At 66.2% G+C, this 19,907-nt stretch carries 17 protein-coding genes and 1 pseudogene; 10 read left to right on the top strand and 8 right to left on the bottom strand.

The genetic code is table 11. The annotated features are described in order from the left end of the window. Positions 1 to 54 precede the first annotated feature (54 nt). The 4 genes from ACZ5K7_RS35675 to ACZ5K7_RS35660 form a co-directional block, all read right to left on the bottom strand. Positions 55 to 1,035: an amino acid ABC transporter permease gene (locus ACZ5K7_RS35675; protein ID WP_468920218.1), complete on the bottom strand. Its 981-nt coding sequence runs from the start codon at positions 1,033 to 1,035 to the stop codon at positions 55 to 57. After that, positions 1,032 to 1,679 (bottom strand): amino acid ABC transporter permease, encoded by a 648-nt coding sequence (locus tag ACZ5K7_RS35670; protein WP_468920215.1) that lies wholly within the window; start codon positions 1,677 to 1,679, stop codon positions 1,032 to 1,034. Before ACZ5K7_RS35670 ends, ACZ5K7_RS35675 begins: the two co-directional genes overlap by 4 nt. 3 nt (positions 1,680 to 1,682) lie before the next feature. Then, positions 1,683 to 2,591 carry a glutamate ABC transporter substrate-binding protein gene (locus tag ACZ5K7_RS35665; protein ID WP_468920212.1) on the bottom strand — a complete coding sequence of 303 codons (909 nt, stop codon included), beginning with the start codon at positions 2,589 to 2,591 and terminating at the stop codon, positions 1,683 to 1,685. A 163-nt stretch (positions 2,592 to 2,754) separates the two neighbouring features. Then, the gene (locus ACZ5K7_RS35660) at positions 2,755 to 3,504 is read right to left on the bottom strand and encodes an amino acid ABC transporter ATP-binding protein (protein ID WP_468920210.1); all 750 of its coding nucleotides are present in this window, start codon (positions 3,502 to 3,504) and stop codon (positions 2,755 to 2,757) included. Positions 3,505 to 3,669: 165 nt separating this feature from the next. Here ACZ5K7_RS35660 and ACZ5K7_RS35655 point away from each other — a divergent pair, with 165 nt between their 5' ends. Beyond that, complete coding sequence (locus tag ACZ5K7_RS35655) at positions 3,670 to 4,605, top strand: LysR family transcriptional regulator (RefSeq protein WP_468920208.1); 936 nt, start codon at positions 3,670 to 3,672, stop codon at positions 4,603 to 4,605. A gap of 823 nt (positions 4,606 to 5,428) precedes the next feature. Then, on the top strand, positions 5,429 to 6,178 hold the full coding sequence (locus ACZ5K7_RS35650) for an MBL fold metallo-hydrolase (RefSeq protein WP_468920205.1): 750 nt from the start codon (positions 5,429 to 5,431) through the stop codon (positions 6,176 to 6,178). Positions 6,179 to 6,326: 148 nt separating this feature from the next. Here ACZ5K7_RS35650 and ACZ5K7_RS35645 read toward each other — a convergent pair whose 3' ends face one another. Then, entirely contained in the window at positions 6,327 to 7,217 is an 891-nt protein-coding gene (locus ACZ5K7_RS35645; RefSeq protein ID WP_468920203.1) for a Bax inhibitor-1/YccA family membrane protein, read from the bottom strand. Between the two features lie 286 nt (positions 7,218 to 7,503). Next, positions 7,504 to 7,719, bottom strand: a complete 216-nt coding sequence (locus tag ACZ5K7_RS35640; RefSeq protein ID WP_468920351.1) for a hypothetical protein — start codon at positions 7,717 to 7,719, stop codon at positions 7,504 to 7,506. 295 nt (positions 7,720 to 8,014) lie between these two features. Between ACZ5K7_RS35640 and ACZ5K7_RS35635 the strand changes: the two genes are divergently transcribed. Both ACZ5K7_RS35635 and ACZ5K7_RS35630 read left to right on the top strand, forming a co-directional pair. Next, positions 8,015 to 8,323 (top strand): helix-turn-helix domain-containing protein, encoded by a 309-nt coding sequence (locus ACZ5K7_RS35635; RefSeq protein WP_468920201.1) that lies wholly within the window; start codon positions 8,015 to 8,017, stop codon positions 8,321 to 8,323. Beyond that, positions 8,323 to 9,798 (top strand): annotated as a pseudogene (locus ACZ5K7_RS35630) (helix-turn-helix transcriptional regulator). The gene ACZ5K7_RS35635 and the pseudogene ACZ5K7_RS35630 overlap by 1 nt, the downstream one beginning before the upstream one ends. A gap of 359 nt (positions 9,799 to 10,157) precedes the next feature. On the opposite strand, the gene ACZ5K7_RS35625 reads toward ACZ5K7_RS35630, so the two are convergent. Continuing rightward, complete coding sequence (locus tag ACZ5K7_RS35625; RefSeq protein ID WP_468920369.1) at positions 10,158 to 10,640, bottom strand: hypothetical protein; 483 nt, start codon at positions 10,638 to 10,640, stop codon at positions 10,158 to 10,160. Between ACZ5K7_RS35625 and ACZ5K7_RS35620 the strand changes: the two genes are divergently transcribed. The 6 genes from ACZ5K7_RS35620 (at position 10,630) to ACZ5K7_RS35595 (ending at position 15,865) form a co-directional block, all read left to right on the top strand. Further along, the gene (locus ACZ5K7_RS35620; protein WP_468920349.1) at positions 10,630 to 11,253 is read left to right on the top strand and encodes a thaumatin family protein; all 624 of its coding nucleotides are present in this window, start codon (positions 10,630 to 10,632) and stop codon (positions 11,251 to 11,253) included. The two genes, ACZ5K7_RS35625 and ACZ5K7_RS35620, sit on opposite strands and share 11 nt — an antisense overlap. A gap of 259 nt (positions 11,254 to 11,512) precedes the next feature. Continuing rightward, positions 11,513 to 12,484, top strand: a complete 972-nt coding sequence (locus tag ACZ5K7_RS35615) for a thaumatin family protein (RefSeq protein ID WP_468920198.1) — start codon at positions 11,513 to 11,515, stop codon at positions 12,482 to 12,484. Between the two features lie 743 nt (positions 12,485 to 13,227). Next, positions 13,228 to 13,446 carry a ubiquitin-like protein Pup gene (locus ACZ5K7_RS35610; protein WP_468920195.1) on the top strand — a complete coding sequence of 73 codons (219 nt, stop codon included), beginning with the start codon at positions 13,228 to 13,230 and terminating at the stop codon, positions 13,444 to 13,446. Between the two features lie 74 nt (positions 13,447 to 13,520). Then, positions 13,521 to 14,540 carry an ATP-grasp domain-containing protein gene (locus ACZ5K7_RS35605; RefSeq protein ID WP_468920193.1) on the top strand — a complete coding sequence of 340 codons (1,020 nt, stop codon included), beginning with the start codon at positions 13,521 to 13,523 and terminating at the stop codon, positions 14,538 to 14,540. 284 nt (positions 14,541 to 14,824) lie between these two features. Beyond that, positions 14,825 to 15,550, top strand: coding sequence for a transposase (locus ACZ5K7_RS35600; protein WP_468920190.1), 726 nt, complete (start codon positions 14,825 to 14,827; stop codon positions 15,548 to 15,550). Positions 15,551 to 15,742: 192 nt separating this feature from the next. Continuing rightward, complete coding sequence (locus tag ACZ5K7_RS35595) at positions 15,743 to 15,865, top strand: hypothetical protein (protein WP_468920187.1); 123 nt, start codon at positions 15,743 to 15,745, stop codon at positions 15,863 to 15,865. A gap of 97 nt (positions 15,866 to 15,962) precedes the next feature. Here the strand turns inward: ACZ5K7_RS35595 and ACZ5K7_RS35590 are convergent, their stop codons facing one another. Next, positions 15,963 to 18,746 carry a helix-turn-helix transcriptional regulator gene (locus tag ACZ5K7_RS35590; RefSeq protein WP_468920185.1) on the bottom strand — a complete coding sequence of 928 codons (2,784 nt, stop codon included), beginning with the start codon at positions 18,744 to 18,746 and terminating at the stop codon, positions 15,963 to 15,965. Between the last annotated feature and the right edge of the window lie 1,161 nt (positions 18,747 to 19,907).

Raw genomic sequence — 19,907 nt, 5'->3', positions numbered from 1 at the left:
ACACGTCGTACTCGCTTCCGTGAGAGAGGGAGGCCGAAGAACCCGGCCGGAGGACTACGGGCGGCTCTTGGCCGCGCCGGTGAGGTGGTGCTCCAACCGGCTCGCGCAGAAGGCGAGGGCGGTATTCACAACGACGAAGACCAAGGCGACGACGAGAAAGCTCTGGACGACGGTGTGATTGAACTCGCCCAGGACCTTGCCCGACTGCAACAGCTCCGGGTAGCTCACGACATAGCCAAGGGTGCTGTCCTTCAGCAGGCGGACGAGCTGGCCGACCAGCGCGGGGGCGGTCTGCCGGATCGCCTGCGGTAGCACGACCAGTCCCATCGTGCGGCGGTGCCCGAGACCCAGCGCGTATCCGGCCTCGGTCTGTCCACGAGGCACCGCCTGGATGCCGGACCGGAAGATTTCCGCGAACACCGCCGCATTGGTCACGACGATGGGCCACACCAGCATCCAGAACAAGGACAGGTTCACTCCAGCGGCGGGCAGCCCCAGCAGGCAGGCGTACACCAACAACAGGAGCGGGACGGCACGCAGAACCTCCACGAGCACGGTCGCGGTGCCTCGCGGCAGCCGGGCGTCAGTCACCCGCACGAGAGCGAGCAGGGCTCCGACAGGCAGGGCGATGGCGCCGCTCACCAGGGTGACCCGCACAGTTGCCCACAGCCCGGTGAGCAAGTACTCGAGCACCGGACCCTGCGCGAAGAGCCGCCACTTGTCCGCATCCAACTGCCCGTGAGAGGCGAACTGATGAACGGCCACCGTGACGAGCAGAACGATCAGCATCAGTGACACGACAGTGCCGAAGGCGATACGGCGACGCCCGCGGGGGCCCGGCTCGTCGAACAGCGAGGCGTCATCGTCGTCCAGCCGCTGCCACAGTGCGGCGAGCACGCGCCTCGTTCCGCCTGGCCGGCGCGCCACCGACGTGCTGCTGCGGAATGACGCGAAGGCCAGAACACCGGTGTCTTGAGGCACCGTACTGTCGGGCTCCCTGCCGTGGGCCGGAGCGAGCTGCTCGGTCGGCTTCACCGCGCCACCGCCAGCTTGCGTTCCACGAGCGCGGCCAGGCCGCCTATGCCCAGCGTGCACAGCACATAGCACAGCGCCGCCGCGCCGAAGGTGACCAGAGGCTGCGCGTACTGCTGATCCAGGAGCTGGGTCTGCCCGGAGAGTTCCTGGGTGACACCCACGGCCGCAGCCAGCGACGAGTTGAGCAGAATGGCGATCAGGAGTGAGGCGAGCGGCTGGACCATGGAACGGAGAGCCTGGGGCAGCACGATCAGCCGCAGGATCTGGCCCAGGCCGAAGCCCAGGGCCCGTGCGGCTTCGATCTGGCCTTTCGGAACGGCGCGTACACCGGACCGGACCGTCTCGCACAGAAAGGCCGCCCAGTACAGACTCATGGCCGTCACCACGGTCCAGAACAGCGAGTAGACCAGGCCGATGTCCGGAAGCCCGAAGACGAAGAGGGTCAACAGGACGAGCAGCGGCACGCCCCGTACGCAGGAGACGTACAGCCGGCCGGCTACGCGCAGCGGCCGGACCGGGCTGACACGGCACAGCGCGAGGAGGAGCCCGAGCAGACCGGCGAGCGCGAAGGTGCACGCGCTGATCTCCAGGGTGACCAGCAAGCCCTCAGCGAAGACATTGACATGGGAGGCGACTACGTGCACGGGTCAGCCGATCTGCGGCGGGGTCGGCGCACCGCCGGGTACCTCGCTTCCGACGGTGGCCTGCCACACCTTCGACCAGGTGCCGTTAGCCTCGATCTTCTTCAGCCAGTCGTTGACGAAGTTCTTGAAGTCCGGCTTGTCCAGTGGCAGGCCGATACCGTATGGCTCCTGGCTGAAGGTGCCGGAAAGGACCTTCACCTCCGGGTTCGTGCTGGCGTTGCCCGCCAGGATGCCCTGGTCGAGGACATAGGCGTCTGCGCGTCCCTGGCGCAGAGCCTGAAGGCACTCGGTGTTGGTGTCGAAGAGCTGGATCTTGGCGGAAGGGGCTTCCTTCTTGACGGTGACCGCGGCTGTGGAACCCGACTCGGTGACGACGGTCTTGCCGGCCAGGTCCTTGATGGTGTGGATCGAGTCGTTGTCCTTCTTCACCTGGAGCGCGAGGCCGTCCATGTAGTAAGGACCCGCGAAATTGACGACCTTTTCCCGATCCGGGGTGATGGTGTAGGTGGCGAACACCGCGTCCACGGAGTGATTCTTCAGGAGCGCTTCCCGGGTGGCGCTGGTGACGTTCGTCAACTTGGTGCTCGGTTTGCCGATGATGTACTTGGCCAGCAGTTCGGACAGCGCTGCGTCGAAGCCCTCCACCTTGCCCGTGGTGGGATCCAGCAGGGAGAACAGGCTGGCGGTCTGGGTGCCGCCGACGTTCAGCGTGCCGCGGGCCTTGATGGCCGCCGCCGTTGACCCGCTCGGCATCAGCGAGGCATCCGCCGGCTTCTCGGCACCGATCAGCTGGTCGACGACCGAACCGGTCGTGCTCTTCGCCTGGGTGCCGGGCACCTTCGCGACCGACGAAGCGGAGCCGGACGAGCAGCCGGCGACGAGAATGGACGTGAGAGCGACGGCAGAGGCCACGCCCCCTCTGCGGACGGCACGGGAAGCGAGGTATGGGACAATCATCGGGCTTTCCTCCGGTGGAAACGGGGACGGGAACAGGCAGGTGCACGTGCCGCACGGCGCTGTCCGGCACACGTGATGCGGGCGTGGCGGGTTCCCGGGTACGGTCCGCCGCCCGCCTTCAGTGACGCAGGACCTTCGACAGGAACTGCGCAGTCCGCTCATGGCGGGGCGATCCGAACAACTCGGCAGGCGGCGCCACTTCCACGATCTGTCCGCCGTCCATGAAAACCACGCGGTCGGCCGCCTGCCGGGCGAAACCCATCTCATGCGTGACCATGAGCATCGTCATGCCCCCCGCGGCCAGCTCGCTGAGCACGGCGAGCACCTCACCGATCATCTCCGGGTCCAGCGCGGAGGTCGGTTCATCGCACAGCAGCAGTTTCGGGTCCATGGCCAGAGCCCGTGCGATGGCGACTCGCTGCTGCTGCCCACCGGAGAGCTCCATGGGCCGGGCGTCTGCTTTGTCCGCGAGTCCCACCTGGGCGAGCAGTTCGTGCGCCCGCTCCCGGGCATGGGACTTCGGCAACCCGCGGACCTTGACCGGAGCGAGCATGACGTTCTGCAGGGCGGTCAGGTGAGGGAAGAGATTGAAAGACTGGAACACCATGCCGGTCTCGGCACGCAACCGGGACAGCTCCCGGCCCTCCGAGGGCAGCGGCACACCGCCGATGCTGATGCCGCCGCTGGTGACGGTCTCCAGGCGGTTGACACACCGGCACAGCGTGGACTTGCCCGAGCCCGAGGGGCCGATGACCACAACCACCTCACTGGTGCGGACGTCCAGATCGACATCGTGCAGAACCTGCGTGCTGCCGTAGTGCTTGTTCACCCCCCGCATCCTCAGGAGCGGCTGGGATTCGTCGCCCATGCGGTGGGGGGCAAGCGCCATACCTGAGTCAGCGGAACCGGACACGTTGCTCCTGGTCGATCACATCGAGCGGATTTGCGGTGTCCGCTATTGGACACACCGGCGTACACACGTGTCCAACGAGGATTTTTTCTCCGGCCCATCAAATTCCCTTATGCTCTCCCGATGCTGGATGTGCATCAGTTGCAGGTCCTCGCCGAGGTGGCCCGGACCGGCTCGTACACCGCGGCGGCAGCGTCGCTCGGCTACACACAGCCGGCTGTGAGCTATCAGATGCGCCGGCTGCAACAGGCCGTAGGAACGCCGCTGGTGGTCCGTACCGGGCGCGGGCTGCGGCTGACCGAAGCCGGCCGTACTCTCGTGGGACACGCGGACACCGTCCTCTCCGTCCTGCGCGCCGCCGATCACGACGTGGCGGCGGTGGTCGCGCGGGGCGGCGGACTGGTGCGCCTCGTCGCCTTCCAGAGCAGCTGCGCGACTCTGGTGCCCCATTTGGTGATCGCACTGCGCGAGGCTCATCCCGATGTCCGTATCACCGTCATGCAAGCGGAACCTGTCGAGGCCCGCCGCATCCTCAAAGCCGGCGAGGCCGATCTAGGCCTGCTGTGCAACTGGGAGAACGAGGATCTCCCGGAGGGCGAGAGCACCATGCTGCGCCTGGAACTGATGACGGACCGCCGGTGTGTCGTCATGCGCGACGACCATCCCTTGGCCACAAGAGAAACCATCGACCTCGCGGAACTCGTCGACGTGAACTGGGTGATGGAAAGCCATCGGGACCGGTTCATGGCAGCTTGCACCAGCCTTGGCTTCCAGCCGAGCATCGTCGCAACCGTCGACGATGTGATCGCTGTCCAGGCACTGGTCTCCGCCGGCCTTGGTATCAGCCTGATGGGGGAGATGGCTCTGCGCGCTCAGATGGCCCCCGACCTGATACACCGCCCGCTTCGCAACTGGCCGCTCCGACGCACCTACGCACTCCTGTGGCCCGAGATGGCCACGGTTCCGGCCGTCGCCACAGTGCTCACGGAAATACGCGCGATCGCCGCCCGGACCAGTCGTGAGCCGGGCGTTCTCCCAAAGAGAGGACCATCCCCATGACAACGGGGAGCAGAGGGCGGCGGCCATCCCCCACCTAGCATGCGTGAGGCCATCCCCGACAGGGAAGAGCGGCGAGCGGACGACCGGGTCCCCCTGAGCCGACCGCCGTGAAAGACCGTATGTATCGATGGCGTTGCCGTCGCCGAAGACCCCTGCTCGACGGCTCGCGTCGGCACACCCAGAGCCCGGTCCTTGCAGCATCTCGTGACGGCCGACACCCGGCGGTGTACTGGGCCGGCCCATGATCACTGAGGTCTGGGGAACAGCGGCGCCGCTCGAAGCGCCTCTCGCGACGGCCGTCCCTGGCGCACACCTGGCCCGTCGCTCCGGCGGGGAAGCGGCGGGCCAGACGGGAAAGACAGTACCAACAGCAGCCAAGTGCGCCACCGGAATCCGCAATCGACCACGGAACCCGTCCACCAGTATGGACAGGTTCCCGAATCCTCGTTACGTCCTGTCAGCTCTCCACTCTCGCATGTTGAGGCAAAAGGAATGCCCCAAAGACCCGCCCCTATCGGCACTTAGGAGGTTCTGCCCGCGACGGCGGCAGGATGAGCCCCCTACGACGTGCCGACGTGCGGGAACTGGTGTGCGATGGCCCCTTCTTCGTTGCCATCGCGACACACGCCGACCTGACCAGCCGGCAGCAGACCTCTCGCGTACGTCCGCCCGTACGGCCATACACGGCCGAACCCTATTGCTCAGGTGAGAGGAACCAACAATGCCACCCCTGGCTCACGCCGTACATGTCAGTCCGATGCAGCCGCTGGCGCCCACTGCTCTGCCGCCTCGACCAGACGGCAACCCGTCGCTCTGGTCTCCGATGACCACGACGCTCATCTATGGTCCCCGCGAAGCCATCCTGGTCGACCCGGGGCTGACCACGGAACATGGTGTCGCCGTGGCGAAGTGGGCTGCCGACTTCAATCGCACCATCACCGGTATCTATGTCACTCACGCGCACGGCGACCACTGGTATGCAACCGCTCCCGTCCAGGCGCAGTTCCCGGACCTCAAGGTCTGGGCAACGGCCGAGACGATCGCGGAAATGGAGCGAACCACTCCCAGCGGGAAGCCGAACCCGTTCTGGCAATCGGCATTCCCGGGTCTCATCGGCGAAACCCCTGTCATTGCCGAGGCAGTCCCCGAGGGCGGCCTCCAGGTCGACGGGCACGCCCTCATCCCGCATGCCGCCGGCCACACCGACACCGAGCACACCACTTTCCTGCACGTGCCGTCACTGGACCTAGTGGTCAGCGGTGATGTCATCTATAACCACGTGCACCAGTATCTCGCCGAGGCCGGCGCTCATGGTGTCGACGAGTGGCTCAGCGCCGTCGAAGCCGTAGCCGCGGTCAATCCCGTCACGGTCGTGGCAGGTCACAAGCATCCCGATCGTGACGACCCCGCATCCGCCATCGACGACACCCGCAACTATCTGCAGGCTGCTGCGGAACTCTTCGCCAGTGCCACCAGTCGGGCGGAATACTTCAACGGGATGGACGAGCGGTTCCCCGAGTGGCTGAACCTGACCGCCGCGTGGCTGACGGCCGTCGGACGCTGGGCCGAATAGACCCTGCGGCCACTCTCCCTCGCTCACCTACTGGCCGGACGCCCCGACCAGGGCGTCCGGCCTATGCGGTCCAAGGCCTGACCGGTCCATCGGTCGATCGTCTGACTGCGGCGCGGACCACACGCCTCTCCACCCGCCGCCGGCCCGGTCAGGGCCGGGCCCTGCCGACGAGCAGTGCCGACGACCGAACGGTCTCCACATACAGCCATGTCAAGGTCAGAGCCAGCCCGAACGCCGCTGACCAGGACTGATGCCCCGGCCGCCCGAATCTGATGGCGTCCTCCACCTGACGCAAGTGCAGCGACAGCGAGTACGCCCCGAGGACCGCGCCGACTACGCCCATGACTACTCCGAGGCCGATGGTGCGCAGCCCCAGGGCGTCCGCACCCAGCGCAGAGAACAGGAGCCAGTCCGTCAGAGCGAGGAAGGCCACTCCGAGCAGCGCAGAGCCGACGAACCCCAGAATCCGCCGGTGCACCCGCATCCAGTGCAGTTTGTAGGCCAGCAGAACTCCGGCTGCGGTGGTCATTGTCCCGAGGACTGTCTGAACGAGGACACCCGCTGACAGATGGCCGGACACCGTGGACGAGAGAACGGCGAGGAACACACCCTGGAATGCCGAGAACGCCAGGGTGAGGAAAACGGACTTCCGCCCCCCTCGGCGCTGGACCACCACCAGCGCCGCCGCGAGTAGCCCGGTCCCGGCGGCTATGCCGTAGGACACGGCCGTACCGAAGGGCGCACGCGCCAACGACAGCCACGCCGTCACCGCCGCCAACGCCGTCAATGCCAGCGCGGCTGCCATCCGGGACAGGACATCATCCATCGTCATCAGGTCACCGACGACCAGTGGAAGCGGAACACTGTCGTCCGCGTACTCCGGTTCGACATCCTGCCCCGCCCCGGACCGGTTCGACGCGACGGCGATCCCCGCCCGTGGATCCCGGACCGCCGTCTTCTGCCCAGCCGGCCGCCTGAACTGTGGCTGGGAAAGTATCGGATTGCTGCTTCTCAACGATCTCCACTCGACCGATTTCACGCCAGCTCCCCTTCTCCGCGTGGGACGTACCGCCCTCCGACCCTCGACGAGGCGCCGGTCCGTCTCAGAGTGCCTGCCGGACAAACCGCGTGCATCAGTCACTTGACGGTGCAAGCCCCGCGAGCTTCCGGTCTGTGCCCAAGGTGTGGTGCCCATGCCGCCCGAGGCCGCGGTCACCAACAGAGCGCCCGGCTAATCGGCAGCCCTGTACAGGCCGAGATGTTCGGCGTGCCTTCCCACGCCGTCAGCGAGGCCAACGGCCGGACGGCCGCTTCCGTGAAAGAAGTCAGATGCCGGCATGTGGCCGACGATGTCGGCATCCACTGTGTAGAAGCGGGCATTGCATCCGGGGACGTCGAGAGCGCCAGCGCAGAAGACCTCGGCACCTGCCCTGAAGGACTTTGACCCGGTCACCGGTGACCACCGCCGTGCCAGCGGCGTCCCAGCCCAGAACCTTCGGCCGACCGCCCGGATCTCCGCCCCGGCGCACCTGGCAGTCCATCGGGTTCACCGCGACGGCCTCGACCTGTACCAGCAGATCCCGGGGACCCGGCTCGCCGCCGTACCAGCAAGGTGACGTCCACCAGGCCTCGCGGATCATACACCAGACTCTTGCGGTGGGCGACCGCGGGCACGGTGCCCGGGATATTGCTCATCCGTCGCTCCCCTCTCTAGGCTGCAGGAGGCTCCGCCGTATCCGGAAAAAATAACTTAAAGGGGACGGACAGTTGCGTCAAGGTTCAGTAGAAATGCGAGATCCGAACGAAAAATGAGCTTTGAGCGATAACCCGGGCATCATGAGTATGAGTCTGGAGGGGCGAGTTCGGTCCGCGGTGGCCGCGCTCCTGTACGCGACCGGCGAATCCCAGGCAACTCTGGGAGTCGCTCTGGGAGTCAGCCAGGCTCAGGTGAGCCGTCGTCAGCGAGGCACCGCGACGTGGACCCTGGCCGATTGCGAGGCGGTCGCCGCCCACTACAGCATCGACGTCCTCGACCTCCTGGCAGGCCCCACTCAGGCCACCGAGGCATTGCCCACCAGATATGGCCGCTCGTCCGGCCACCAGCTCGCCACCCAACCTCAGGCTGCCGCCGAGGAAGGTATGTGATGACGGACTTCGACGCCATCGACGCCCTGCTCGCCGGGGTTAAGGAGGAGGCGCCGCTGCCGCCCACCGAAGCACGGCGTGTCCTTCGCGAGGAACTGCACCTCTCGCGGACCCAGCTCGCCAAAGCCCTGGGTGTCAGCCCCTCCACTGTCGGGGGCTGGGAGGCAGGACGGGACCCGAGCGGGGAGACGAGGGCGAAGTACGCATACTTCCTGAGGGGGCCCAGTCGAAACTGGCCGCCCAGAAAGCTGCGGAGCCCCCCGACGGCACTCCCGCGGACGAGGACGTCGACCTGCTCGCCAGACCCGAACCGTGTGTACTGTGCGGGGAACCCGCCCTTCGACAGGTCGAGGGATTCCCCAGCATCTGGACGCCCCCGAATGCGGACGGCGCAGCGAACCTGAGGCGCCCGAGGGGTTGCTGGCACACCCGGAAACCCGTCCTCCAGAACCTTCCGCGGAGAGAGGGCAAGGGGACGGATTCCGAGTCGTACCCGTCGGCCGCCGTCTGAAGCCGGCGGACACGCCGGACCTGATCGGCTCGGCGGTTGCCGCCGCACTCACGGAACACTGCGGTGACGTGGAGGCGGCAACCAAAGCGCTGGTGAAGCGGGCGATCCCGGCTGCGATGGTGCTGCTGGACCACAGCCGCAAGGGCGGTCGCTACGATGTGGTCGCGCATCCCTGGCTGCCTGACGTGTTGCGCAAGCAGACAGTGCGGGGCGCCGACCAGATCTGGGAGGCCCGTCCGAAGTGGACCCGGCCCGAGCTCCCCGCCGGAGAGCACGAGGTCACTGCGCTGGACGTCAACGGAGCGTACCTGAGCGCACTGAAGACCCATCTGCCGCTCGGGCAGCTGGAACACTCCAGTGGCGAACAGCACGACAGACGCCGCGCCGGTGTCCACTTGATCACCCCAAGTGTCTGGGAGCACGACGCGGTGCTGCCCAACCCCATCGGTCAGCGTGACGAACCGGGCCCACTGTGGGTCACCGAGTCGAACCTGCGCCTGTTGCAGCGGATCTCGGGCCCAAAGTACGGGCTGTGTGCTCCCTCAGGGATCCACGAATCCTGGACCTCCGGAGCCACGGAGGGCCTGCTGGAGAAGTTCCGCATCACACTCAAAGACGCGCGGGACCAGGCGATCACCGACGACGACGAGGTGACGCTGGAGTACGTCAAAGCCATGTACTCCAAGTTCGTCTCCACCATGGGTGAGTCGAACTACAACCGGGATCTCTACCGCACCGACTGGATGCACCTGATCCGCTCCCAGGCCTTCGCCAACCCTTGGTGGAAGGCTCACCGCGCCCACGACGAAGGCCTCACGGTCGTCCGCGCCATGGGCACGGACGAACTCCACGTCATTGGCGAGTGGCGGGTGTCTTCCCCGAAGGCCGGGGCGTGACCGAGGTGAAGATCAAGGACGTCTATACCGTCGGCAGCACTGACCCCACGAGACCGGAAGAGGTCTGACACTCCCCACTTACTCACGGAGAGGATCGGTATCCGTAAGCGGTTTACGATACCTTTTGCTGCCAAAGCAGAAGCACAGCTCAGGCAGTCTGACTGCTCCCCGCGCCCGGGGATGTTTCCCAACACCCGCGGTACGCCCCGGCCTCGCCGCCTACCCTCCACGAGGGCGATCGTTCAGCTGAAGTCTCGTGGAGGACCTTGGCAAGTATCGGCGCTTAGGCGAACGTCCTGTACGAACGCCCACATAAGTGTGTCCCAGGTCCCTGCTCGGCGAGGCCCACACATGTGGCCACGACCGGACGTAGCGCACCTCGCCCACGGCCTTCCCTTCCGGCCGCCTCATTTCTGTTATCCAGCACCTACCACTCCGGTCTCCCCTGCAGAAGCGGTCGTCGCAGAAGCAGACAGGAGCGTTCCACCATGCCAGAAAGCCGGTTGACCAGCCGCCGTAGACGACGCCGACGCGCGAGATCCGTGGGCCTGGCCACCACCACCGTGCTCATCGCCTGTCTTGCCGTGGTTGCAGCATTGCTGCTGTCCCGTACCGACTCACCCGCTCCCACGGTGGCGGAGCGATCAGCCGCCACATCCTCTCCGTCGCCCACACACCTCACCTCGACTGTCACCACCACACCCCGCACCACTCCCTCGTCGACACCGTCGCCGAAGAAGTCAACCCCGCACTCGGCCACTCCCCGCCCCCGGAAGACATCCACTGCCCACGACGACACCAAGCCCACCGCTGCCACCCCCGGCAAGCGGACCGTCACCTTGGTCAACCGCCTCTCCCAGACCATCTGGCCGGCCATCGCCGCCGACCCCAACCATCCCGTGGAGGCCACGGGCTGGGTGTTGCGGCCCGGGGCTAGTGTGAGCTTTACCGTCCCCGACCACTGGGACGTCCGGGTCTGGGCCCGTACCGGCTGCTCCTTCGACGCCGCTGGCGTCGGCCACTGCCTGACCGGTGACTGCGGCCGTTTCCAGTGCGGCTCCACATGGGGCGAATTCCCCTCCACGCTCGCCGAGTTCAACCTGAACGCCTGGAACGGCATGGACTTCTACGACGTCAGCCTGGTCGAGGGCAACAACCTGCCGATGTGGATCAACAGTTACGGCGGCACGTCGAAGGACAAGATCGACGCACAGGGGTGCTCCGCCGCGGGCTGCACCCGGGACGCCAACGCCACCTGCCCCGCCAAGTTGCAGCGCGTCCGCGACGGCCATGTCGTAGCGTGCCTGAGCGCCTGCCTGGTCTTCGACACCGATCAGACCTGCTGTACGGGCGCCTACGCGGCACGCCCCCGGTGCGTCCCCTCGTCCTGGCCGGTCGACTCGGCGGCCGTGTTCAAGAAGGCCGAGCCCTTCGCCTACTCCTACGTGAACGACGACGCGACCAGCGTGCTCACCTGCTCCGGAGAGTGCGGCTACCGCATCACCTGGGGCGTGAGCCCGTAGCCCACTTCCGAGGAGCCGGTCAGGGCGGCTCCACGGGTCCAGGGCAGGACAACGAGCACGCCTACTGGAACGGCGACCACGAATTTCACGCGAGGCGACACGGAAGTCGACGGGAGAAGTGGCACGTAGGTGGTCGTGCCGCCGACGACAAAGCCGCCCATGAAGCGCAAGCCCGCGAACAGTACGAGGAAGAGGTACCGCAATGGCAAGAGGACGCAGACGACGCGGCGCGAGAGCATCTCGCCGCCGGTGGTACGCGGTGACGGCCGTCCTTACGGCAGCCGTCGCCGTGCTGATCGCATACGGCACCTGGTCGCCGTCCGGAAGTGGCACCGTACGCACTACAGACACGGACCGTCAGGCCACCGCCGCGCTTCAGCCGCCCGCCGCGCAGAGCGACTCCCCCTCCACGTCACCCTCGCCAAGCCACAGCGCCAAGCCATCGCCCTCCCCGAATGCATCGGCGTCCAAGAAGCCCGCCGCGTCCGCGAAGCCCACCGCGAAGACGGCCGCAGGATCGGGCGGCAGTCAGCAGCAGCCAGCCGCGGCACCCGCCGGCCGGCGTCTGATCACGGTCGTCAACCGGACCGCGCAGCCGGTCTGGGCGGTTGTCACCAACACCGCCGTCTACCCGGCGGGCCGCCGGCTCGCCCCCGGCCAGAGCCTCTCGCTGACCGTGGCCAACAACTGGGGCGGCCGCATCTGGGGCCGTACCGGATGCACCGGCACCGCCGCGGGCCCCTGCGCCTCCGGCGACTGCACCAGCGTCTGCACCGGCCCCAACCCGCCCACCACCCTGGGCGAGTTCACCTTCGACGCGTACGCGGGCATGGACTTCTACGACGTCAGCATGGTCGACGGCGCCAACCTGCCCATGTACATCAATATCTCCCACACCACGACCACCGACCCGGTCAGCTCCACGGGCTGCTACCACGGCACCTGCACCACGGAGATCGACTGCCCCAAGGCGATGCAGGCCCTCTCCGGCGGCCAGGAGATCGGCTGCAAACCGCCGTGCGCGGCGTTCGGCGGCGACACGTACTGCTGCCGCGGCGCCTGGGCGGGCCGCGACAACTGCGTTCCCGCCAAATGGCCCGTCGACTACACCCAGGTCTTCAAACGGGCCGCGCCGTACGCCTACTCGTACGCCTTCGACGACGCGGCGACCATGCCCTGCAAGGGCGCCTGCTACTACCGGGTGACCTTCGGCACGACAAACGGCACATAGGGCTGGATTCCTCAAGCAACGTACACATATCGGCACCGTAGGAAGGGGGATGGTGGTACAGGGCGTTCCCGTAGTCATGGCCGGACTCGCGCGTTGAACCGGGATGTTGTCGGGTGCGTGGTTTGATTAATCTAGGGGCCTCCGCCGAAGTCGCTCCCCAGGAGTGCCATTGCAGTAGACGCCTCGCCGGCCTTCTTGGAGCTCGTAACACGATCTTGTTGAGGTGTGTCGGTCGGGCGTGACTAGCGGACCGGTTCCGCCGGTCGTGAGGTATGGGGAATCGGTCGAGGCTCGTCCTCCAGCAGCAGGCCGTCCACCGCACGGGCCCAGTCCAGCAGCCGGGTCCGGCGTCCCGCGGAGCAGGCGATCCCGGTCGCATTTCGCCCTATCCACGGGAAAACCCCTCAGCCGGCCAGCGCACCGAAACCCACCACCGCAGGCCCCGGCCGACCAATCGGCATGAAGAACAAGCAGCGTGCACGCGAACACGCCGTCGGGAAACAAGCCAAACCGAGCATCGCAGCAGCCATCACAAGCAGGACACCTGCATAAACGCCAAGCCTAGGCAAGGGTGGTGAGCCAGTGGCCATCCGGGCAGGGTTGGCGTCCGTTAGGGCATCAGAAGAAGCTGAGGGAACGCGATTGCTGATCTCGGATGATGTCATGCATGCGACCGTTTTCAACTGCGACGGGGTGCCGCATCGAGTCGGGTTTCACTCCGTGAGTGGGGAGGGGGCTGAGCCGTGCAGCGTAGGGAAGAGAACCGCCGTCATGAGGACTCTCGCGACGAGGATGTGTCAGCCGAGGCTGGGGATCAGCCCGCGGTGAGCGATTCAAAGGTGTCATCGGACGCCGATGAACTGCTCAACGAAATCGACGACCTTCTTAAGGGAGACGGCCTTCATGAGGAGGCCGACGCTCAGAATTTCGTCAGGGGTTACGTGCAGAAGGGCGGCCAGTAGGAGTGCCCGTCCCGGAAGCCTGCAGGGACGGAGTTGCGTCACGGGGGCTGTCACCCAAGCCGGAATATTCGTTATTGGCTGGGATCGCCCGCCGAGTCATTGGCCGGTTGCATCGCTCGCTGCGCGGGGACGTCGCAGCGAGCGGGTATGCCGAGCCGGGCGGGGATTTGCTGATCGTCAATGGTGAGGTATTCCAGCCAGATTACGCCGTGGGCGCCGGTCTGGATCTCGGAGACGAGTTCAAGACCTTTTTCTGCAGGATCGAGGACATCGCGTTCTCGGTAGAGACTGGCAGAACCCGCGTGTACGAGACGACCGGCGGCCGGGACCTGGCGGATTTCGGGCTGATTCAGATCGCCTCCTACCCGCGCCCGACGGCCACGCTGCTGAGTTCCGTCTCCGCATACTTGGAGCACCGGCGGCGGCCGCCGCTCAACGCGGCCGCGATCAGCGCACCAACCAAGCTCTATCAGTTGATAGTCCTTGCGCAGGATGAGCTGCCGGTGCCCGCGACATTCTATCTGTCAAGGCCGCTGCTGAACGGCTCCTTCGCGGACCTTGCCGACCGGCTTGGCCTGCCGTTCATACTGAAGGCGATGAACGCCCGGGGCGGGCGGCTTAACTTCTTGGTTAAGACCGAGATCGAATTCCTGCGGTACGTCGAGGACCCCGCGCACGCTAAAGCAGCTTTTCTCGCCCAACAGTTCATCCCTAACAATGGGACGTTTCGGATTTTGGTGTTCGGCCGGGACGTGCCGGTCGTCATGCACCGCTGCAACACCGACGGCTCCCATCTCACCAACACCGAGCAGGGCGGACACGCCACGTTGTTCGAGGCAGAGACCTTCGATCGAGAGGTACTGGGGATGGCCGTTCGGGCAGCTGAGCTCATGGGCTGCGAGATCGCAGGCGTCAACGTGGTGCAGGACCGTCAGACTCGTCAGTGGTATGTGCTGGAAGTCAGCTCCAGTCCGGCCATCGGGAGCGGGGCCTTCGCCGAGGAGAAGACCCGGGCGTACTCCTCTTATCTCCGCACGAAGCTGTCCCCTGTGTGTAAGCGAACGGCTGACGAACCCTGGCGGGGGCGTGGGTAGTTGAGGCCCCGCCCTAACGACCTCGTGCACGGTTGGCCGTGGCTCGGCGCCCAGGTAGCTCGTTGAACGGGGCATGATGGGGGCTGGGGCACGCGAGTTGATCGTGGCGGAGTGTCGGGTCACTGGACTGTCGCCGGAAGTGATCGCCGAACTCGTCGCTGAGGTGGGGCCGTTGTGGCACGAACAGCACCAGGCACGTTTGACGGCTCGGCCGCGAACGATGGGTTGTAGGAGCCGGGGCGAAACACAGGTTCGTCTTCGTCGACCGGCTGCTGGCGACCCTGGTGAGTCTGCGCCATGGCACCACTCATGACGTGCTGGCCTGCTGGTTCGGCGTGGACCCCTCCACCGTCACCCGTGCCATCGGCGAAGTGCGTCCCCTGCTCGCGCAGCGGGGCTGCACCGTCGCGCCGGATGTCCGGCTGCGCACCCTCGTCGAAGTTATCGAGTTCTTGGGCGTTGACGGCCGGACCGGGATCATCGACGGCACGGAGATCCGGGTGCGACGCCCGGCCGCAGGCCGCAAGGACGGGGACAAGTTCGTCTCCGGCAAGACCAAGCAGAACGCCGTGAAGTCCATAGTGCTCACGGACGCCGAAGGGCGGCTGTTGTACTGCAGCCCGGTCCGGCCGGGCAGCTGCGCCGACATCACCCGGGCCCGGCAGCTCGGCCTGGTCAAACTCCTGGCCGACGGTCCGTTCCTGGAGATTCTCGCGGACGCCGGCTACCAGGGCATGGACGCCCAGATTGGCGGACGGGTAGTGTCACTGCCTCACCGCAAGTTCAAGAAGAACGCTCCCGCCTGGTACGAGGAACGGCACGAGCAGCAGCGCAAAGCGCACTCCTCACGGCGCACCCACGTCGAGCACGGCATCGTCCACCTGAAAAACTGGCGGGCTCTGGCCCGCCACCACGGCCGCCGCGACCACATGAGCGACATCATCCAAGCCGTCGCCGGACTCCTCTCACACCAGCAGACCGCCACCCGGCCCAGCGGCTTTCGGGTATGAATCCGGGACGGATCCGCCGCCTTCGACGTGCCACGCCAACCATGCACGAGATCGCTAGATCGATCGCGATCCTACGACTGGCAACGAGCGGCGGCCGGCACCGTCTGTGACCGTACCAAGGCTCTCGCCGAGAACCAGATCGCCGCGCTGTGGCGCCTGGACGTCTCCCTGTGAGAGAAGACGTGCTGGAAGATGCTCTACGAGTCAGCGGCGCGGGCCGACGAGGTGCTGTGCCTGAACGTGGAAGACCTGTACCCGCAGGACAAGCGCGCCAGGATCACCGCCAAGGGCGGGGCGGTGGAGTGGATTCACTAGCAGTCCGGCACCCCCCAACTGCTGCCCCGCCTCAGAGCCCGGGCCGCTGGCAGAAGCGGCGGCCAGAGCCTTCGGTGGCTGCGAGTCGTGTCTCGCGTCAGTCAAGCGCGGAGGCGAGGGCGGCCATGAGCTGCGATCGCCGGTTGATCTGCAACTTGGCGTAAAGGTGGTACAGGTGCCATCCGACGGTGCGGTGAGAGAGGTAGAGCTGGTCGGCGATCTGCTTGTTCGTATATCCCTGGGCTGCCAGCCGGGCAACGTGCAGTTCCTGCGCGGTCAGCACGGCACCGGCGTCGAAGGTCTGGCGCGGCTGAGTCGGCTGTACCGTACTGCCGGCAGCGCCCAGCTCTCGTGCCGCGCGTTGCGCTAGCGGTGCCGTGTGGTGTGACTCGAAGACATGCAGTGCCGCGGAGAGATGGCCGCGCGCTTCCACGATGTGGCGTTCCCGGCGCAGCCACTCGCCGAAGAACAATCGAGTTTTGGCCAGGTCGAGGAACGCGGTGGTTTCTGCACCGTGTTGTATTGCCTGTTCGAAGTGGACGCGTGTGTCGCTGCCTTGCGCCAACAGCGCCCGCGACCGTTCGACGAGCATCGCGAGATGGTCGGAGCCGCTGGACGCGAGGGCGCTCGTCGCCATGCCCAGCCAGCCCTCCACCACCTCCGGCCGACCGGCTCGCACGGCTACGTCGGCAAGGTCACCGCCCGCCCAGATGCCGATGGGCGGATGCTCGACACTCTTCAGCAAGTGGGCGACAGCCTCGTCGGGGCGGCTTTCGTTGGCCGCCATCTGGGCGGACGCCCAGGACGCGATGGCCGCCACCCTGGCAAACGGCGTCGGTCCGGACAGCTCGGCACAGGTGTCCAGGGCAGTGGTCGCCAAATCGTGTTCGCCGCGCCATGCACGTGCGCGTGCGATTTCCGCCGCGGCGATGGACCCGACCACCGATAGTCCGAGATCGTAGCTGAGGCGCAGGGCATGCTCGCAGTCGGCGAGGCCAGCAGCGATCGCGTTGGCATTCATTCGTACCGTGCCACGCCCGGCGATGGCTACCGTCTCGTCGCTCGTCCGCGCCAACCGGTGGAACATTTCGACCTCGGCGCTCCAAATGCGTTCGGCGCTGGCGAGGTCATGGGCGTCTTCGAAGGCGAACGCGAGGCAGTTCAGCAGTGTCGCGTCCGTCTCGCGTACCTGCCGCTGGAAGATCGACAACGCCTCCTCGACCGACGTGAGCCGATCCGCCGAGCCTATGAGGGCCAGGCCGATGGACTGAAGCAGCCGCTGTCGATCGGTGACGGCGATGTCGGGTCGCCGGATCTCGTCGGCCAAGGCTGCCGTGGTCTCAGCAGAGAAGTTCTGGCGGGTGTAGCAGCGCACCGCCGCCCAGGTGAGGACCTCAACTCGGTCATCTGGATTGCTGAGTGTCCGCGACAGCGCGATGAGTTCGTCACCGCTTCTATCCGGAAGCGTTGTGCTGGTACTGGCGAGCATCCATTCGGTGCGAGCGAACTGAACTATCGACGCTTCGTCGGCAACGATCGGCTTCGCCTCGGAGAGCAGGGCGACGGCGTCGGCTGTCTCGCCCGCTTGCCGCGCGGTTTCAGCTGCCATCACCATGCGTCGCGCCCGCTCCGTTGCGACCGGGGTCAGCTCGGCTGCGCGTCGCCAGACGGCGGCCGCTTCGGTCCGTGCGCCCCGTCGGCCAGTCGATACGGCAAGTTCTTCGAGTTCGGCGGCGACATCCTCGTTCCACCCGGCGACTGCTGCAGCGCGGTGCTGGACAGCACGTGCGGTATCGACGATGACCGCCGCCAGTTCGGTGTGTACGTGCGACCGCGTCTCGAAGTCCGCGTTGTCGTACACCGCCGAACCCACCAACGGGTGGCGGAACGTGAATGTGCCGTCCGCGAGAGTGATCAGTCCGAAGTTCGTGGCTGGCACGAAGTCGCTCTGGTCTAGGCCAATATTGCGGGCAGCTGCGAGTACTTCATAGCTGCTCGAGTCCTCTCCTGCGGCGGCGACGAGGAGGGCACGCTGCGTCGCCTGGGGCAACTGGGCGACCTCTGCCAGGAAGGAGTCCTCCAGCCGTTTGCTCACCGGGACACGGCCGCGCTCGCCGGAAACTTGTCGTTCGGCCAACGACGGGTCGGTCGACCATTCGGTCAAAGCAAGCGGGTTGCCCAGTGCGCGTACGACCAGGCGGCGCCGTTGCGGCATTGTCAGTGCGGGCGCGAGCGTGGCGACCAGGTTCAGCGCGTCCTCCTCGCTGAGCGGTGCCAGACGCACGTGATGCTTGAAGTGCAGGCTACGGTCGGGGTACATGCGATCAGCTCGGCTGGTGGCCAGGAGCAGCGTAGGCATGACGCTCATGCGTGCCGCGAGAAATGTGATGATGTCGGCTGTTGACCGGTCCAGCCAGTGAAGGTCCTCGATCAGCAACAGGATGGGACCCCGCGTTGCAGCTTCCTCGAGCAGTCCGAAGGTGGCGAGCCCAGTGATGAATCGGTCGGCCGGTTCTCCCTCCGCCCCGAACGCCACGTCGAGGGCCATGCGCTGGCGCGGCGGTAGTGAGCCGATCCGATTGAGCAGAGGTAGCAACAGTTCATGCAGCCCCTCGAAACCGGCCGCGCCCGCGCCGCGGATGCCATGACAGGACAGTATCTCGAAGCCTGACGAGGCTGCGGTCTCGACGACTGCCGACACGAGCCTGCTCTTACCGATCCCCGCTTCGCCGGACACGAGTGCCGAAGATCCGTGTCCCTGCCGTGCCGAATCCATAAGGGCGGTCAGTTGTTCGAGCTCTGATTCCCTCCCGATCAAGAGCGTATACCTACTTTTCGGAATATTCGGACACGCAGCACCTGCCCCACACCCGGTACCCACCCATCCCTATGCGCCGTAGCACCTGCTGCGTAGCAAATGCCTACCCCTTACACTTTCTTCTCACCGTACACGCTTTCCAGCCACAGCGGCATATCCGGTTGATCCAACCGGCGAGGCACGCTCCATCGGAATGGGCCGGCGGGCGCCGCAGGAGCTCCGGGGCAGGTGTGAAGCTGAAGGCGCCAAAGCCGCCCGACGTTGCGCAGTCCTCGACTGCTGACGATCAAGCGCAACGACGGAACGAGAACGCGGCGGACGTGTCAGCTTGGTCGAGTTCGAGACCGCGAGTTCGTTGTGCCGCTTGGCGCTCTCTTGATGCAGAGAGGTGAGGTCGCGCAGGGCACGGCGCGGGCGGGGCGTGGGTACCGTGGGCGAGGATGGCCGCAGGTGAGGGCGTCGAGCATCCCAGTGCACAGGTCGTGGGAGACGCGTAACTCGACCTGGCCGCAGGGAACGGCCCCGCAGGTGCAGGGAGCAGGTCCGCATACAACGGCAGGCTGCCCGGCCGCAGGGAACAGGCTCGCGGGTGCGGCGAGCAGCCTGTATGCCGAGCTGGGCTCGCTGGGGACAACCCCGCGGGTGCGGGGAGCAGAGGGTGGTGTCGAGGTCGGTCGAATCGGGGTCGGGAACAACCCCGCGGGTGCGGGGAGCAGTCGGCGACTTGCTCGCCCTGGTGGGAACAACCCCGCGGGTGCGGGGAGCAGGTTCTCGCCACTGGGCTGACCGCTCGTGTCGTGGGAACAACCCCGCGGTTGCGGGGAGCAGAGACGCTGATCTGCGAGTTCATCGCGGGGCATGCAGTGATGCGGCGATTTTGGAAGACTACGGCATTTGCGCCATGTTGGTCTCGTGAGTGCGTAAGTGATGGTGGTTTCCGGTGGGTTCTCGGTGTCAAATCTGATCACGATACTTCGTTCAGGTCTTCCTGCGGACGCTATGCCATGACTTCGGATCAGTTAGTGGCTTGATTCGAGGGAATGGCCGTGTGTGGTGGTTGCTTGCCTGTATGTCTGTTGCATGAGCACTGGGGGAGTGGGGAGTTCGGGTCTGTTGGGGCGTACTTGTGGCGCCGGCGATGTGTGTATGGGCGAAGCATGATCTGCATGGGGATGCTGCCGCTGTGGCGGCATATGAAGGACTGTGCTTCGGCTGCAGGGCACT

This window comes from Streptomyces sp. NPDC031497 (genome assembly GCF_055580905.1).
This window is presented reverse-complemented; position numbering and strand designations above follow the sequence as displayed.

What these genes read in the sequence shown, in the direction of transcription:
- ACZ5K7_RS35660 (WP_468920210.1), bottom strand. Translation starts at nt 3,504, where the DNA reads ATGGGCGACGAATCCCAGCCGCTCCTGAGGATGCGGGGGGTGAACAAG.
- ACZ5K7_RS35655 (WP_468920208.1), top strand. Translation starts at nt 3,670, where the DNA reads ATGCTGGATGTGCATCAGTTGCAGGTCCTCGCCGAGGTGGCCCGGACC.
- ACZ5K7_RS35650 (WP_468920205.1), top strand. Translation starts at nt 5,429, where the DNA reads ATGACCACGACGCTCATCTATGGTCCCCGCGAAGCCATCCTGGTCGAC.
- ACZ5K7_RS35640 (WP_468920351.1), bottom strand. Translation starts at nt 7,719, where the DNA reads ATGGACTGCCAGGTGCGCCGGGGCGGAGATCCGGGCGGTCGGCCGAAG.
- ACZ5K7_RS35635 (WP_468920201.1), top strand. Translation starts at nt 8,015, where the DNA reads ATGAGTATGAGTCTGGAGGGGCGAGTTCGGTCCGCGGTGGCCGCGCTC.
- ACZ5K7_RS35595 (WP_468920187.1), top strand. Translation starts at nt 15,743, where the DNA reads ATGCTCTACGAGTCAGCGGCGCGGGCCGACGAGGTGCTGTGCCTGAAC.